The sequence below is a fragment of the Chryseobacterium vaccae genome (genome assembly GCF_009602705.1).
Taxonomy (GTDB): domain Bacteria; phylum Bacteroidota; class Bacteroidia; order Flavobacteriales; family Weeksellaceae; genus Chryseobacterium; species Chryseobacterium vaccae.
The window spans coordinates 1,134,205-1,150,104 of the sequence record NZ_VSWH01000001.1 but is presented as its reverse complement, the minus strand read 5'-3'; the positions used below and the strand labels follow the sequence as shown (position 1 = coordinate 1,150,104).

Sequence of the window (15,900 nt, the reverse complement as noted above, 5' to 3'; positions counted from 1 at the left end):
CCTGGGCCTCTTTAAATTTTATATCTGTGTAATTGTATAACTTCCGGTGCCATCAAAATTGAGGCTGAATTCAACTTTATAGTTTTTAGGTGTGGTAGAAGAAATATTAGGGAAGGTAATCGCAGCTCCTTCTACATCAAAAGCTCCATCGCCCAGGTTATCTCCTAAATCTTCAGGTTCTAAACTCTCTGAAGCAAGTCTGATGTAAAAAGAACCTCCGGTACTGGTTGTAACCCCATTGATAAGGGCTGTAAATTTTCCTGTAGTATTATTATAGGTGACAGAAGTTACAGGCGTGGTACCCGAAGATGAAGTAAACTGGATCTGAGGAGCAAAATTGAAGAAACCTGCCCTCATTTGCGGACCGTTAGGAGCGATCAGGATCTGGTAATATCCATTGGACGAAACATTGTAGTTACTTCCATTAGCAGTAACGTATCCATTGGAGTCTGAACCGTAAACCTGTGCACCATTACCCGGTGAAGCTATGAACTTAATCTGTGTATTGGCCTGAAGATATTTATAACCCACTTTTGTACTGCCATTTCCACGAAGTAATTCAGCAGAGGAAGGAGTGAAGGAGTTATATGATCCGTACGTATATAAGTTGGAAGGTAAAGTGTTGCCGGATGAACCCGTATTCGTAGGCAGGGTTAATGTACCGGAGTCACTTACGCTTAAGGTGTAATTGGTTCCGTTAGGAGATACCAGAGTAATTCCTTGGCCAGGACCAGTAACGATTGTTTTACTTACCTGTGCATAGGGAACACTCATCAGCTGGTTTACTCCAACATTGGTGTAGTTAGAACCTCCCTGTGGGTCCATTTCCACCTTAACGAATTTGGTATTCGTTCCCCAGTTGATTCCTCCGAAACTTCCTGTGGAAGAAGTTCCCTGTCCGATATTTAAATTAACCAGACCTTTAGCGTTCGTTGTTTTATTGTGAGTTTCAGTATACAGAACGGTTCCTGTAGCCGAATTTTCTAAAATGCTTACTCTTAAAGAAACGTTTCCGTTGGAAATGGGTGCTCCGGAAGCGTTAAAGGCAATGGTCTGGTAGCTGAAAGCCTGCGGAACCTGTGCGCTTAATAATGAAGCGACAAATAATCCTATTGTAGCGTAAAGTTTTTTCATGATCAGATAGTTTTTAAGGTTTTTTAATGATTTTAATAGGTTTGATGTCAGGATTTCTGAAAGAGATCATATAAATCCCGGAATGAAGGCTGCGGAGATCAAGTTTTCCGTTTTCGAGTTTTGTTTTCAGAACAAGTCTTCCCGCTGTGTCGTATACTTCGGCATCTTCAATCTTAGAATTGGAGCTTAATGAAACGTGAATAAAGTCAGTGGTTGGATTAGGGTAGATCTTAACATTTTCTTTTTCAATCTCACTGATGCCGAGAACCTGTAAAGACGTCTGATACAGCATTCCCATTGTGCCGGAACTGCTCTGGTTTGGGTTATCCGGGATAACGTAAATTTCTCCTACGGAATGAGAAAATCCGGATTCAGAAATGGCACCGGAATTAATTGTGCCAATAACTGACTGGGCGAAACCAAAGACCGGTACTCCAAAGAGCAGGAATGTAATTTTTTTTCGCATGGTTATTATTTTTTTTCAGGATGCGAATATACTTAAAATTTACATCTGAAAGTGAACCTGGACACTTATTTCACTTTAAGAATTATTTAACCTTTATTTGAGGGAAAAGATTTTCTATTTTGAGTAAATTTGAGGAAACTAAAAAAATAAATATTATGTCAACGACAATAACTTTAAAAGGAAACGAAGTACACACAATAGGAACATTACCATCGGTGGGAAGCACTGTTAAAGATTTTGCTCTGGTAGATTCCGGACTGAATGTAAAAACGTTGGAAACTTTTGAAGGAAAGAAAAAAGTATTCAATATCTTCCCAAGTATTGATACGCCTACTTGTGCGGCTTCCAGCAGAAAATTCAATGAAGAAGCTTCAAAACTGGACAATACAGTAATCATTAACGTTTCTAAAGACCTTCCGTTTGCATTAGGAAGATTCTGTGCAGCAGAAGGATTGAATAATGTTGAAACACTTTCAGATTTCAGAAGCAGCTTTGGCGATGATTATGAAGTAACTATTACAGATTCTCCTCTAAAAGGATTATTAAGCCGTGCCGTAATCGTTACAGACGAAAACAATAAAGTGGTTTACACAGAACAGGTTTCAGAAATTGCTGATGAGCCTAATTATGATGCAGCACTGACAGCATTAAACCAATAATAGAAACAAGCGTTATAAAGAGCCTTGCCGAAGCTTACTTTCAGCAGGGCTTTTTTTGACCTTGTTAATTCCAAAAACAGAATGAAAATGGTAAAAAGAATCGTAGCCAATATAAAAACAGAAGATCCTTCAAAAGCTGATCTTTTTTATCAGGACATTTTAGAACTTGATGTATTGATGGATCATGGCTGGATCAAAACTTTAGGAACCAATGAAGAATCAAAGATTCAGATCAGTTTTGCTGTTCAGGGCGGTAATGATACGGAGGTTCCCGATCTTTCCATTGAAGTGGATAACATTGAAGAAATCTACCATAAAATGATAATGTCCGGATTTGAAATCGTCTATGATATGACCGACGAAGATTGGGGTGTACGCCGCTTCTTCGTTAAAGATCCGTTTGGTAAAATAGTTAATATCCTTGAACATCAGTAAGCCAAATTATGAATGTCCCTTATAAGAGGTATTAAAGCATTCTGGCCAGCAATTGCTGATTGCGCTTCCTGCTCAGTGAAACGTCGCTGCAGGCAAAAATATCCACCAATTAATTAAAGAAAATAGTAATCCTCCCGTTAAAAAAAACGAAAATTCTATTATAATTATTTATTATGAAAGCAACACAAATCATCCCTATTCTCAGAATCTTCGATTACAAAAAAGCGGTAGAATTTTACGTTGACTGGCTTGGATTCGAGATTGTCTGGGAGCATTATTTTGGTGAAAATACTCCTGTTTATATGGAAGTAAAAAGAGAAAATATTATTTTCCATTTAAGCGAGCACCACGGAGACGGTTCCCCCGGAGTTAGAGTGGCTGTCTGGGGAGAAGGGGTTCCTGCCTATCATAAAGAGCTGATTGATAAAAAGTACAAATACAACCGTCCGGCTCTTGAAAAAACATTCTATAATGCAGTATCTTTTACAGTTATCGATCCTTCCGGAAATAAAATCACTTTCGAGGAAGAATATAATGAAGAAAAACATAAAGATCTGGCATTCTATTCGGCGGGTTGATAGAATTTGAGGTTTCTTTTGCCGGACGTAACAGGTTATCCAAATCATAAAAAATCCGGAATATTAAAGTTAACTTTGAACCTTTAAATTAAAAGATGAAACGTTCAGGAACTGCAGATTTACCCTTACACTATGGAAAAGTACCACCATGGCTGTACGAACGTATGTCTGTTCTTGGCCTTTCCATCATAGAAGTGATCCTGATGGATTATGGTAAAGATGAGGTACTCCGCCGGCTGGCAGATCCGTTCTGGTTTCAGAGTTTTGGCGCAGTGATGGGAATGGATTGGCATTCCTCGGGGATTACTACGTCTGTGATGGGGGCATTGAAACGTTCCATTAATCCTAGCTCACAGTCATTGGGACTGTACATCTGTGGTGGAAAAGGCAAGTTTTCAAGAGAGACCCCTTCTGAATTAATTCAGATTGCAGATAAAACGGGTCTGAACGGACATGAACTCGTTAAAGCCAGCAAACTTTCCGCTAAAGTAGATAATACAGCCATTCAGGATGGCTATCAGCTGTATCTGCATAACTTTATTCTGGCAGATAACGGAAGCTGGAGTGTCGTTCAGCAGGGAATGCACGAATCAGACGGAACTGCCAGACGTTACCACTGGCATTCGGAAAATGTAAAATCTTTTGTAGAAGAGCCTCATACAGGAATCAACGGAATTTCAAGAGGAAAGATTCTTAACCTTACGGATGCAGAGGCTTCAGGAAACAGAAAAGGGATTCTGGATATTTCCCACACCGATTCTATAGAGGTGATGAAAGATTTTTCAAGACTTATACTTCCTGAGCATCATGATGTGCGGGCTTCAGATGTTGATTTGAAACGTCTCGGCGCTCTTTTATATGTTACCCGCGAACAGCAGCCTCAGAATTTTGAAGATCTCCTGATGCTGGAAGGAGTGGGACCAAGAACCATGCAGTCTTTAGCTCTGGTTAGTGAAGTGATTCATGGTGCACCCTCAAGATTTGCAGATCCCGCCAGATTCTCCTTTGCACACGGAGGAAAAGATGGGCATCCGTTTCCGGTTCCGACGAAAATCTATGATGAAAGTATAAGTATCCTCAGAAAAGGAATTGAAAAATCAAAACTTGGAAATTCTGATAAGCTGAATACTTTAAACAAACTTCACCAAATCGTTACCCAGACAGAACAGGACTTCATTCCTGATTTTGATATTCAGCAGGTAATTGAAGAAGAAAGACAGAATTCATGGAGGTTCGGAGGAAAAACGGTTTTGGGGGATGCACAGAAACCTCAGAATCCTAAGCCGATCCAGCTTTCATTATTTTAATGTATAAGATATTTCTGATATATTAAAATAAATATATGATGAGATTAAATATGTTTCAAGCAAATCTGTTTAATTATTAGAAAGATTATTAAATAATTTATCCTGCTGTATTTAAGTTGATTAAAATAAATTTTATTGAATTTTCATTAAATTGTTTAATTTTTTACATTTCTGGTTCAATTAAAAGTCATATTTTTAAAGACTTTAAATTTAGACACCAATGACCAGCAAAGCCTTAGAAATCTGCTATGATTTTCCCTTTTTTATGCAGGAAGAACTTGAAGAAATATTTCAGGCTCATGAAAAAGTATCATTCCAGAAAGGAGAAAGTATTCTTATTGAAGGCAAAACTGCCAATGAATATTATATCCTTGAAAAAGGGCTGGCCCGCTCATTTGTCAATGATTTTAACGGAAATGAAGTAACTACCCATTTCTTTGCAGACAATGAGATCATCATCGAAGTCCTTTCATTGTTTCAGAGAATTCCGTCTCAGGAAAATATTGTCTGCATCACCGACTGCGAATGCTGGAGATTCGATTATGAAACCTTTCAGGAGCTTTTTCATAAAATACCCAACCTCAGAGAGTGGGGAAGAGCATGGATGTCTAAAGAACTGTTTACTTATAAACAGCGTTCCGTGGAAATGTTTACCCTGTCCGCTACCAGGCGTTACCTTAATCTCTTAGAAGAGAAACCGCTCGTTGTGCAGTATGCTCCTCTGAAGCAGATTGCTTCCTATCTTGGGGTTACAGATACTTCCTTAAGCAGAATCCGTAAAGAATTGGTCTCTCATCCTAAGAAAAATTAAATCTTGCCTTATGGCAAGTTGACTTTCATTGAAGCTTGGTAATTTTGGTTAAAAGTTAAACGCTAAAAATTACAAAAATGAAAGTCAGTCAAACCTATGTAAACCTTCCGGTAAAAGACGTACAGAAAACCAGAGATTTCTGGAACAAACTTGGCTTTGCCATCAATGAGCCGTTTTCTGATGATAAGGCAGTATGTGTTATGATAAAAGAAGACACATATATCATGTTCTTAAAAGACGATTATTTCCAGACTTTTTCAAATAAACCTGTTCCCAAAGGAGATACATCCGAAGTACTATTGGCTTTGGGACTGAACAGCCGTGAAGAAGTTGATCGTATTGTAAATTCAGCCGTGGAAAATGGAGCTACACAACATGAAGAACCGCAGGACTATGGATGGATGTATCAAAATTCTTTCTGGGATCTTGACGGACACGGATGGAATATGACTTATGCTGATATGTCCCAAATGCCCACAGAATAATCCGAAAGATTTTACTTTTCAAAGTTAAACACTAAAAATTACAAAATGAAAATCAGTCAGATTTATGTCAATTTACCCGTAAAAGATGTACAGAAAACCAGAGCATTCTGGACGAAGCTTGGTTTTTCCATCAACGAACAGTTCTCAGATGATAAGGCGATATGTGTAATTATGAAAGAAGATCATATATACACTATGTTTCTGAAAGAAGAATTTTTTCAAACATTTACCAACAGGCCTTTTGCTAAAGGAGATACCACCCAGGTGCTTCTTGCAGTTGGAGTAGACAGCCGTGAAGAAGTAGACCGTATTGTGAATACAGCCCTTGAAAACGGAGGTTCAAAATACAGCGAACCACTGGATTATGGGTGGATGTATCAGAGTGCCTTTGCTGATATAGATGGCCATCAGTGGGAAATAATGCACGGAGATGTTTCCCAGATGCCTACAGAATAACTCATCAATCTATAAGATTTTCTTACAAAATCAAAATAATCCGCAAAACAAAAATCTGTTGGATTTGCGAGAATAAAATCATCACAAAAATCTGAGAACTCTGTGACATCTGTGGGAAGCAAAAAATATAGCTTATGTATTGAAAAGTACAATGCCGCATGGGTTTTAAAAATTGCAATGCTTTTAAGACACAAGAAAATTAAAGGTTTTCAGCAATTATTATAGAACAAGATAATCCAAAATCATTCGTGCATCCGTGGCGTAAAACTATTTATAACGAAGCAATTCAAAAGATTTTTTCAGTTACAGAAAGAAAAATGATCACAATCACCAAGAGCAAAAAGTATCAATTATGGAAACAAAGTCAAACGATATTGAAATTATAAAAAGACAGACATCCGCTACTTACAGGATAGTCTCTTTAAATACAGAAGGAATAACGGATGAAGAATCCATGATTTTCCCTAATGATGAAGCCAACTGCATGAACTGGATTTTAGGACATCTGATTTATATAAGAAATGCCTTTCTGAATATATTAGGTGAAGAATCAGTCTGGGATAGTGAAAAGTTCTCATGCTATAACAGAGGAGAAAATCCTTTGGATAGAAAAGATAAGTTTGTCACTTTTGAAGAACTGAAATCTTATTTTAAAGAATCTCAGAATAGGTTGGAAAGTGCTCTTAATATGATAGAACATTTCAAACCTGGTACCATTAATGATATTGCAACTTTATCACTGCATGAAATTTATCACGGAGGACAGTTCGGATACCTCAGAAGAATCCTGGGAAAACCTGGGGCAATAAAATAGAGCAAAAAAAGCTGCCTAATCTGCCGGATCTACCGGAAAATAAAATTATCACAAAAATCTGAAAAATCTGTGGAAAGCAAAAATATACCACAACAGATTGCAGGTCTATAAAATAAGTTATTATTAAAACTAAAAAATACAAAAATGGACACGCCAAAATCAAAAAAAATGGAACTCATTATTCCTGCTTACAGGATGCATTCCCAGAGTTTTATGAATGTTCTGGAGGGAATTTCGGAAGAAGATGCTCTGAAAAGAATTGAAGGAAAAACCAATCATATCGTCTGGATGGCAGGAAACTTTGTGAATATGCGGTACGGCCTGGGCTGGGTTCTGGGACTTCGTGACGAAGATCCTTATGGTGAACTTTTTTTCCAGGGCAAAACATTGGATGAAAGTTTTAATTATCCGAGCCTCGCAGATCTGAAAAAGAGTTTTCATGAAATTTCTCCGAAAGTCTATCAGAAACTGTGGGAAGTATCTGATGAAGAGCTGGATGAAATCTTTGAAATCGGAATGAATGTTCCGTTTATTAAGGAAACAAAGCTCAATTTTGCAGGAATGTGCATCGGACGTGAAGATTACCTGTGCGGACAGATCGGATTGATGAGAAGAATTCTGGATTATCCGGGAATGAATTACGATGTAGATGAAAATCTAAAATACTGATCAATGGAGCCCAACGAAAAAGGATATAAAAATGTCAATGGGATCCGTATGTATTATGAGATCTACGGTGCCGGAAAACCTCTTATATTGATTCATGGAGGCGGTTCTTCTATCTTATTCGATTTTAAGGAAGTTATCACAAGACTGAACGGAAAATTTCAGCTGATAGGAATTGATCTGCAGAACCATGGGATGAGTGAACACCGCGATATTCCCGAAACCTTCGAACAGGACGCCCATGACGTAGCTGCCGTATTGAAAGAACTTCAAATTGAAAAAGCCGCATTCTGGGGATTCAGTAATGGCGGAAATACCGTCATGCAGATCGCCCATCTTTATCCTGAAATCACCGAGAAGCTTATTGTAGCCTCATCTTTTTTTAAGAAAAGTGGTATGATGGACGGTTTCTTCGAAAGTATGGCAGAAGCTACTCTGGAATCGATGCCAGAATCTCTAAAAATTAACTTTCTCAATCTGAATCCCGATTTTTCAAAGCTTGAAAACCTCTTTGATAAAGACAGCAAAAGAATGCAGACTTTTGAAGACTGGGATGAAAAAATTCTCTCGGGTATAGAAGTTCCCGTATTATTCGTCAGCGGTGATAAAGATGTGATGAAGCCGGAACATGTGGTGGAAATGTGGCGTTTGGTAAAAGGTTCCCAACTGATGATTCTGCCAGCAGGACATGGTTCTTATATGATGGCAGACTTTGAAGGAAATACAGATTCTGATCTCGTAGATCTGACTGTACATGAAATAGAAAAATTTTTAAACTCTTAAAAACAACCAATGGCTCAATTATTTTGTACCGTTGGAACTAAAAAAATCAATAACAATTTTAAAACTTAGAAATTATGGCTAAATTAAATCCGTATTTAAATTTTGATGGGAAAGCAGAAGAAGCGTTCACTTTCTACAAATCTGTTTTCGGAGGAGAATTCCTGGGAGAAGTTCACAAAATGGGAAACGCCCCTGGAACGGAGAATCTTTCTGAGGAAGAAAAAAACAGAGTAATGCATATTGCACTGCCTATTGGTAGCGACCTGCTGATGGCTTCGGATATTGTTCCCGGATTTGGGCAGACCCTTACGGTTGGAAACAATAATTATGTATCTATTTTTCCGGATTCCAGAGAAGAAGCAGACAGACTGTTCAAAGGGCTTTCTGAAGGCGGAAATGTAGAAATGCCTATTGAAGACCAGTTTTGGGGAGACTATTTCGGAAGCTTCCAGGATAAATATGGTGTTCATTGGATGGTGAACTATAATGAAGAATATTCAAAATAATCTTATATTTAACTAAAATTATCAAGGGACGGTTCATGCCGGACCGTCCTTACTAAACATTAAAAAATAGAACTATGGACCCGATTAAAATAGACATCACAATTTTAGCCCCGGTAGATAAGGTCTGGAATTATTTTAATGAACCCAAACATATTACAAAATGGAATTTTGCCCATGAAAGCTGGCAGTGTCCAAGTTCTGTTAATGATTTGAAAGTGGGAGGAAAGTTCAAAAACAGGATGGAGGCAAAAGATAAAAGCTTCGGGTTTGATTTTGAAGGAACCTATGATGAGGTTATTCCCAATGAAAAAATCAAATATCATATGGAAGACGGGCGGAAGGTAGACGTTATTTTTGAGAAAATAGACGAAAATACAACCAAAGTCACTGAAATTTTTGATCCTGAGAAACAAAACTCTGTGGAAATGCAGCGGGAAGGCTGGTACGCCATTCTCAATAATTTCCATAAATATGTTGAAAACCACTAAAATACCCGTTTGCAATCATGATAAACTTAGTTATAATGGCCCAATGTTTAAGCTCTGTTTGTGCCGTTAGTCATGTTGTTAAAAATGATAATTTCCTGCAGGGAATCCTGGCAGCACCTGCAAGAAGAGCTTTGGAAAGAGAAAAAATAGACTCTTTGGAAAAGCTTTCGGATTATTCTGAGGAAGACATCCGGAAACTGCATGGTTTTGGTAAAAATGCTATGGATAAGCTGAAGAGCTACATGAAAGAACATCAGGTTTCTTTTAGAGATATTTATATCTGAAACCATTATTAAATCTGAATAAAATAGTCATGCTGCCTAATTATCTGTAAGGAATTCAACGGCATGACATATAAAACTATATCATCCCCCTAAATTTAAACTTATGAACAACGATATTTTTCCATGCCTCTGGTACGATGGAGATGCAAAAGAATCCGCTGAATTTTATTGTGACGTATTTAACGGAAAGATCACGGCAGACACTCCTGTTGTTATGAATATTGATCTGTTTGGCCAAAAACTGATGTTGTTGAATGGTGGACCGCATTTCAAAAAAAATCCTTCTATTTCCTTTATGGTCATCTGCACTACCGAAGACGAAGTACAGACCTACTGGGATAAACTGATGGAAGGAGGAATGGCCCTGATGCCTCTGGACACTTATTCATGGAGCAGCAAATACGGCTGGGTACAGGATAAATACGGAGTGACCTGGCAGATATTCCTTGGAGATAAACCAACAGAACAGAAAATAATTCCTACCTTAATGTTCATTCATGAGAATAACGGAAAAGCAATGGAGGCAATGGAATTTTACACCAAAACTTTCCCCAATTCAAGCATAGGAAATATTCTCAGATATGGCGATGGAGGAGAAGGACATTCAATTCCGGAGCCCGCAGAAAATGTACAGCATGCCCATTTTACCATTGATGGTTACAGCTTCTTCTGCATGGATAATTCCTACGATCATCAGTTCGATTTTAATGAAGGGATTTCCATGGTTGTCATGACTGATGATCAGGAACAGACTGATCATTTCTGGAATACCCTTATCTCTGATGGAGGAAGAGAAAGCATGTGTGGCTGGCTGAAAGACCGTTATGGAATGAGCTGGCAGATTGTTCCTAAAAAATTGATCCAGCTGATGAGCGATCCTGATCAGGAAAAAGCCCAGAAAGTAGTTCAGGCGATGATGAAAATGCAGAAAATCGTGATACAGGATCTGGAAAACGCTTATAATTCTTAAGGAAAAGATAAAATTTTCTTTTTGTGACTGCAGTTTTCTTCAGATCTTCCTTTCGGCTTACCGTTTGATGCAATTAAGATAAAGATTTGCTTATGAAAACACAGAACAAGTCACAATCTAAGTCAAAAGTCCCTAAGGAAGGGTTATTTCCTGAGATTATAAGGAATGATTATCTGGGAAGCAGAAAGCTGGCTGATAAAAAAGCTGTCATTTCCGGTGGAGACAGTGGAATAGGACAGGCTGTAGCCGTTCATTTTGCACGGGAAGGCGCAGATGTAGCCATCATTTACAAAGAAAGTGATGATGACGCAAAAGAAACCAAAAGACTGGTAGAAAATGAGGGCCGGAAGTGCACTCTGATTAAAGGAGATCTTACCCGAAAAGCATTCAGAGAAAGATGTGCGGAGAAAATAAAGAACTTATGGGGAAACCTGGATATTCTGGTTAATAATGCCGGAATTCATACCTCAAAAGATACCCTTGAAAAGATCTCGGATAAGCAGATACAGAAAACCTTTGAAACCAATATTATCTCTATGATCTCACTTACAAGGCTTTTTTTGCCGGTAATGAGAAAAGGAGGGAGGATCATCTGCACGACGTCTGTTACGGCTTACCGCGGAAGTGATCACCTGATTGATTATGCAGCTACAAAAGGAGCGATTCTCTCTTTTATCAGGTCATTATCCACCAATCTGGCAGAAAAGAAAATTCTGGTTAACGGTATTGCTCCCGGACCAATATGGACCCCGCTCGTAAAAGAAACCTTTGATGATCTTTCCACATTTGGGAAAGATACCCCGCTGAAACGGGCGGGCCAGCCTTCTGAAGTTGCGCCGGCTTATGTTTTTCTCGCTTCAAAGGATGCAGAGTACATCACGGGAGAAGTCATTCATATTAACGGAGGTGACTTTGTGGGAGGATGAGCGGCTGGAAACTTTTATTAATATTAAATGCCGTATCTCTGAAAACCCGATATTTAAAATTTAAAAAATAACAATGGAAAAATTATCATTCAAAATACAGATTGAAGCACCCCCTGAAAAAGTATGGAATGTGCTTTGGGGTGAAATTACCTATCGGCAGTGGACAACTGCTTTCACAGAAGGTTCTTTTTATGAAGGGACACTGGAAAAAGGAAGCATTTTTAAATTTTTTGATCCGCATCAAAATGGGATGTACAGCCGTGTTGAGCAAAATATTCCGCATAAAGAAATGAAATTTCTGCACCTCGGAGAAATTTATAACGGAATAGAAGTTCCTCAGCAATGGGGAGATGCCACAGAAGCTTATCTGTTGGAAGAAACAGAGGATGGAACTGAACTGAAAACCGAAATTCAGGCTCCGGAAGAGTTCAAAAGTTTTTTTGAAGAAAAATTTCCTGCGGCCATGCAAATCGTTAAACATCTTTCGGAAAATCAGCTTTAAAAAACGAAGCAGATGGTCAGGATATTTACAGCTAATGTATTTCAAACCACAAAAATTTAAAATATGGAAACCTTATCGTACGAAACAGTAATCAATGCTCCGCAACAGAAAGTCTGGGATATTCTTTGGAATCCGGACACTTACACTGAATGGACCCAGTATTTTGGCCCGGAGTCTAAAATGACCTCGGACTGGAAAGTGGGCGGGAAAACTTATTTCCTTAATGCAGAAGGAGAAGGAATGGTTTCAACCATTGACAGTATAGAGGAACCCAATCAGATTATTTTCAAACATCTGGGAATGGTTGATAAAGAAGGAAATGAAGATACCCAAAGCAAAGAAGTAATGGAGTGGAGCGGGTGTTTCGAAAAGTATCTTCTGATTGATTTAGGAGGAAAAACAAAACTTCATACCGAAGTGCAGGTAGAAAAGGAATGGAGAGATCATTTGAATACAGGCTTTACAAAAGGCCTTGAAGTAGTAAAGAACCTTGCCGAAAAGTAATAACAGAATATTTAATACAATACTAACCTTGCAGACTTCAGAAACTGTGAGGTTTTTTGTTTTCTCTTAAAAATTTGAATACCAAATCCGGGATCAGGGGCGAAAACTATATATTGGGCAGAATTAATAAAAATAGATTCTCCCAGCTTTTGGAATTCATCCTCAATCTGTTCTTTATTGATCAAATAAGAACATAAATTAAATTTTAGCAGTATCTTCACAATCAGATATAAAGAACATTTTTCATGAAATTATTAGCCATTCTTTTCACAACTTTTATCCTTGCTCTTCTGATAACCTTACTATTTCAGGAAAAAGCAGATCTTGTATTTTCAGGAAACCTTGGAATGGCCGTGTTCATTATCTTCACCGGACTTTCACACTTTAAATTTCAGAAAGGAATGGTTATGATGATTCCCGATTATATACCAGGAAAACTATTTTGGGTATATTTTACAGGTGTTATTGAAATTGCGGCCGGAATAGGTTTAATGATTCCTCCTCTTCGTGAATTTACTGCCGTATCACTGATTTGTTTCTATATTTTGGTTTTTATAGCCAACATTCATTCATCCAGAAAACAGATCAATATTTTCAAAGCAGACTACACCGGGCCGGGGATGAAATATCTTTATACCCAGAGAATTCCGATGCAGCTGATCCTGATTGCCTGGACATGGTATTTTGGAATTTACCTGAATTGAGAGAAAGAATGCTTACGATAAGATTACGGCTGTAAAAGACACTGTGCTGCAATATGAAAATCTTAAAAACCTATATCTTGAAAAAGAAATTGAGAGGTGAATTTCTGAAATCCTATTTAATTGAATTTGAACCCGGAAATGAATAAGGTGTCTTTTCTCACTTTCTAATCCTTTAAAAAACTGCTTTTTCAATCCAAATTCAATTTTTTTTCATAAATTAGGGATAAATCATGTAACATTTTGATAGTGTGAAGAGTCTAACTAATAAGAAGCGTTTATTCTTTTATTGATTTAAAAGTGTAAATACAGATTATGGTTTAACTTAAAAATGATTTATGAATTTCAATGCTAAAATTTTCGGTGCGGCACAAATCGTACTATCTGCTATAATGATGAATGCACAAACTTCAACGACTAAGCTCCCGGGTGATCCCACTCTTCCGTCTTCCAAAGCCATTCTTGAGAAACTGGTTTCCTATGATAAAGGAAATTTTAAGTATAAAGTGGAAGATTATTTCGCAAGACCTAAAGCATCACAGTTTAAACTATCTCCTGATGGACAGTATCTTTCCTATAAAGAAAAAGACAAGGACAGCAAAAACCATGTTTACGTTAAAGATCTTAAAACAGGGAAAATTACCAAAGCTATCGTAGAAAAAGACGATCTCATTCAAAGTTACGGCTGGTTGGATAAAAAACGCCTTTTCTATACCCAGGATAAGGGAGGAAATGAAAATGTCCATTTATATGCGGCTGATATTGATGGAAAAAACCTTAAAGATCTCACTCCGTTTGAAGGGATTACCCTGAATATTGTACGGCTGATTAAAGACACAGATTATGTGGTAGTGTCGATGAATAAAAATAACAAACAGATCTTTGAACCGTACAGGATTAATTTCAATACTGGTGAAATGACCCAGCTTTACGAAAACAAAGATGTTAATAACCCTATTGATGACTACCTTTTTGATAAAGACGGAAATCTAAGAGGATATTCAGTTCTTGAAGGTGGATTAACAACGAAAACGTATTATAAAGATCTGCAGACCGGAAAATTCAATCTTATCAAATCTACAGACTGGAAAGACAGTTTCAGTATTATCCGTTTTAATGATAATTCTAAAAATAAGGATGAAGCGTATGTGTACACAAATCTGGACAGCGATAAAGCAAGAATTGTATTGTATGATCTTAAGAAAAATACTGTCATTAAAGAAATCTATTCCAATCCGGTATATGATGCCGGCTCTATAAGTGTTGCTGGAAAAAGCAGGAATTATGAACTGGATTACATTAGCTACAGCGGGGTGAAAGGCGAAACGATTCCTGTAAGCAAATTTTATAAAGAAGTGGATGATCAGCTGAAAAAAGAATTCGGTGATAAAGAATTTGGAATTGTCTCTTCAGATGATAATAATGAAAAGCTTCTGGTGATTGTAAGCAGTGACAAGCTTTACGGAACCTATTATGAATATGATACCAAAACCAAAAAAAACAAGCTGCTTTACGATCTGATGCCCATGCTGAAAGAAGCTGATATGGCAGAAATGAGACCTATTGAATTTAAAAGCAGAGACGGCCTGACGATTCATGGATATATTACACTTCCGAAAGCAGCTCTTGAAGGTAAAAAAGTTCCTATGATCGTTAATCCTCACGGAGGTCCTCAGGGAATCCGGGATGAGTGGGGATTCAATCCGGAAGCACAGCTTTTTGCCAGCAGAGGATATGCAACTCTTCAGGTAAATTTCAGAATTTCAGGTGGATATGGGAAAGAGTTTCAGAAAGCAGGTTATAAGCAGATCGGAAGAAAAGCAATGGATGATGTGGAAGACGGCGTAAAATATGCGATCGCGCAGGGATGGGCAGATAAAGATAAAATTGCCATTTACGGAGGAAGCCATGGAGGATATGCAACATTGATGGGGTTGATCAAAACTCCTGATCTGTATGCGTGCGGGGTAGACTACGTGGGAGTTTCCAATATATTTACTTTCTTTGATTCCTTTCCGGAATACTGGAAGCCTTATAAACAAATGGTAAAAGAGATCTGGTATGATCTGGACAACCCTGAAGAAGCGAAGATTGCGAAAGAAGTATCTCCGGTATTCCAGATTGATAAAATCAAGAAGCCGTTATTTGTGGTACAGGGAGCTAACGATCCAAGAGTTAATATTAATGAATCGGATCAGATTGTAAAAGGAATGCGCGCGAAAGGCTATGAAGTTCCGTACATGGTAAAATATGATGAAGGCCATGGATTTGGAAAAGAACCTAACAGAATTGAGCTGTATAAATATATGCTTGGCTTTTTTGCCGAGAATTTCAATAGAAAATAAGCAGAAATTTTTATAATGTTGAAAACGGAGGGTGTTGTATGCTTTCCGTTTTCTTTTGTTTGTCTGATCAAATTTAAAAT

The 15,900-nt window shown here is 37.8% G+C and carries 21 protein-coding genes; 19 read left to right on the top strand and 2 right to left on the bottom strand.

Going from position 1 to position 15,900, the window contains the following annotated elements:
* Nucleotides 1–18 precede the first annotated feature (18 nt).
* Both FW768_RS05285 and FW768_RS05280 read right to left on the bottom strand, forming a co-directional pair.
* Nucleotides 19–1,134 (bottom strand): hypothetical protein, encoded by a 1,116-nt coding sequence (locus tag FW768_RS05285; protein WP_153393368.1) that lies wholly within the window; start codon nucleotides 1,132–1,134, stop codon nucleotides 19–21.
* Between the two features lie 13 nt (nucleotides 1,135–1,147).
* Complete coding sequence (locus FW768_RS05280; RefSeq protein ID WP_153393365.1) at nucleotides 1,148–1,600, bottom strand: T9SS type A sorting domain-containing protein; 453 nt, start codon at nucleotides 1,598–1,600, stop codon at nucleotides 1,148–1,150.
* A 155-nt stretch (nucleotides 1,601–1,755) separates the two neighbouring features.
* Here FW768_RS05280 and tpx point away from each other — a divergent pair, with 155 nt between their 5' ends.
* The 19 genes from tpx to FW768_RS05185 all read left to right on the top strand — a co-directional run bounded on the left by tpx (nucleotide 1,756) and on the right by FW768_RS05185 (nucleotide 15,820).
* The gene (gene tpx / locus FW768_RS05275; protein WP_153393362.1) at nucleotides 1,756–2,259 is read left to right on the top strand and encodes a thiol peroxidase; all 504 of its coding nucleotides are present in this window, start codon (nucleotides 1,756–1,758) and stop codon (nucleotides 2,257–2,259) included.
* An 87-nt stretch (nucleotides 2,260–2,346) separates the two neighbouring features.
* Nucleotides 2,347–2,694: a VOC family protein gene (locus FW768_RS05270; RefSeq protein WP_153399804.1), complete on the top strand. Its 348-nt coding sequence runs from the start codon at nucleotides 2,347–2,349 to the stop codon at nucleotides 2,692–2,694.
* A gap of 173 nt (nucleotides 2,695–2,867) precedes the next feature.
* Entirely contained in the window at nucleotides 2,868–3,272 is a 405-nt protein-coding gene (locus FW768_RS05265; protein WP_153393359.1) for a glyoxalase superfamily protein, read from the top strand.
* A 95-nt stretch (nucleotides 3,273–3,367) separates the two neighbouring features.
* Nucleotides 3,368–4,579 (top strand): DUF763 domain-containing protein, encoded by a 1,212-nt coding sequence (locus FW768_RS05260; RefSeq protein ID WP_153393356.1) that lies wholly within the window; start codon nucleotides 3,368–3,370, stop codon nucleotides 4,577–4,579.
* Nucleotides 4,580–4,799: 220 nt separating this feature from the next.
* Nucleotides 4,800–5,390 carry a Crp/Fnr family transcriptional regulator gene (locus tag FW768_RS05255; protein ID WP_153393353.1) on the top strand — a complete coding sequence of 197 codons (591 nt, stop codon included), beginning with the start codon at nucleotides 4,800–4,802 and terminating at the stop codon, nucleotides 5,388–5,390.
* Between the two features lie 77 nt (nucleotides 5,391–5,467).
* Nucleotides 5,468–5,875 (top strand): VOC family protein, encoded by a 408-nt coding sequence (locus FW768_RS05250; RefSeq protein WP_153393350.1) that lies wholly within the window; start codon nucleotides 5,468–5,470, stop codon nucleotides 5,873–5,875.
* Nucleotides 5,876–5,920: 45 nt separating this feature from the next.
* On the top strand, nucleotides 5,921–6,331 hold the full coding sequence (locus FW768_RS05245) for a VOC family protein (protein ID WP_153393348.1): 411 nt from the start codon (nucleotides 5,921–5,923) through the stop codon (nucleotides 6,329–6,331).
* Between the two features lie 352 nt (nucleotides 6,332–6,683).
* Nucleotides 6,684–7,145 carry a hypothetical protein gene (locus FW768_RS05240; protein ID WP_153393345.1) on the top strand — a complete coding sequence of 154 codons (462 nt, stop codon included), beginning with the start codon at nucleotides 6,684–6,686 and terminating at the stop codon, nucleotides 7,143–7,145.
* 144 nt (nucleotides 7,146–7,289) lie between these two features.
* Nucleotides 7,290–7,814: a DinB family protein gene (locus FW768_RS05235; protein WP_153393342.1), complete on the top strand. Its 525-nt coding sequence runs from the start codon at nucleotides 7,290–7,292 to the stop codon at nucleotides 7,812–7,814.
* A gap of 3 nt (nucleotides 7,815–7,817) precedes the next feature.
* Nucleotides 7,818–8,594, top strand: a complete 777-nt coding sequence (locus tag FW768_RS05230) for an alpha/beta fold hydrolase (RefSeq protein WP_153393339.1) — start codon at nucleotides 7,818–7,820, stop codon at nucleotides 8,592–8,594.
* A 74-nt stretch (nucleotides 8,595–8,668) separates the two neighbouring features.
* On the top strand, nucleotides 8,669–9,100 hold the full coding sequence (locus tag FW768_RS05225; protein ID WP_153393336.1) for a VOC family protein: 432 nt from the start codon (nucleotides 8,669–8,671) through the stop codon (nucleotides 9,098–9,100).
* 74 nt (nucleotides 9,101–9,174) lie between these two features.
* Entirely contained in the window at nucleotides 9,175–9,588 is a 414-nt protein-coding gene (locus FW768_RS05220) for an SRPBCC family protein (RefSeq protein WP_153393333.1), read from the top strand.
* 17 nt (nucleotides 9,589–9,605) lie between these two features.
* On the top strand, nucleotides 9,606–9,872 hold the full coding sequence (locus FW768_RS05215; protein WP_153393330.1) for a DNA-directed RNA polymerase subunit alpha C-terminal domain-containing protein: 267 nt from the start codon (nucleotides 9,606–9,608) through the stop codon (nucleotides 9,870–9,872).
* Nucleotides 9,873–9,975: 103 nt separating this feature from the next.
* Nucleotides 9,976–10,842: a VOC family protein gene (locus FW768_RS05210; RefSeq protein ID WP_153393327.1), complete on the top strand. Its 867-nt coding sequence runs from the start codon at nucleotides 9,976–9,978 to the stop codon at nucleotides 10,840–10,842.
* A gap of 92 nt (nucleotides 10,843–10,934) precedes the next feature.
* A complete protein-coding gene (locus FW768_RS05205) occupies nucleotides 10,935–11,768 on the top strand; it encodes an SDR family oxidoreductase (protein ID WP_153393323.1) in 834 nt (277 codons plus the stop codon).
* A 73-nt stretch (nucleotides 11,769–11,841) separates the two neighbouring features.
* Nucleotides 11,842–12,270, top strand: a complete 429-nt coding sequence (locus FW768_RS05200) for an SRPBCC domain-containing protein (RefSeq protein ID WP_153393320.1) — start codon at nucleotides 11,842–11,844, stop codon at nucleotides 12,268–12,270.
* A 63-nt stretch (nucleotides 12,271–12,333) separates the two neighbouring features.
* Entirely contained in the window at nucleotides 12,334–12,774 is a 441-nt protein-coding gene (locus FW768_RS05195; protein ID WP_153393317.1) for an SRPBCC family protein, read from the top strand.
* 245 nt (nucleotides 12,775–13,019) lie between these two features.
* Nucleotides 13,020–13,478 (top strand): DoxX family protein, encoded by a 459-nt coding sequence (locus FW768_RS05190; RefSeq protein ID WP_153393314.1) that lies wholly within the window; start codon nucleotides 13,020–13,022, stop codon nucleotides 13,476–13,478.
* A 335-nt stretch (nucleotides 13,479–13,813) separates the two neighbouring features.
* A complete protein-coding gene (locus FW768_RS05185; RefSeq protein WP_153393311.1) occupies nucleotides 13,814–15,820 on the top strand; it encodes a S9 family peptidase in 2,007 nt (668 codons plus the stop codon).
* Nucleotides 15,821–15,900 lie beyond the last annotated feature (80 nt).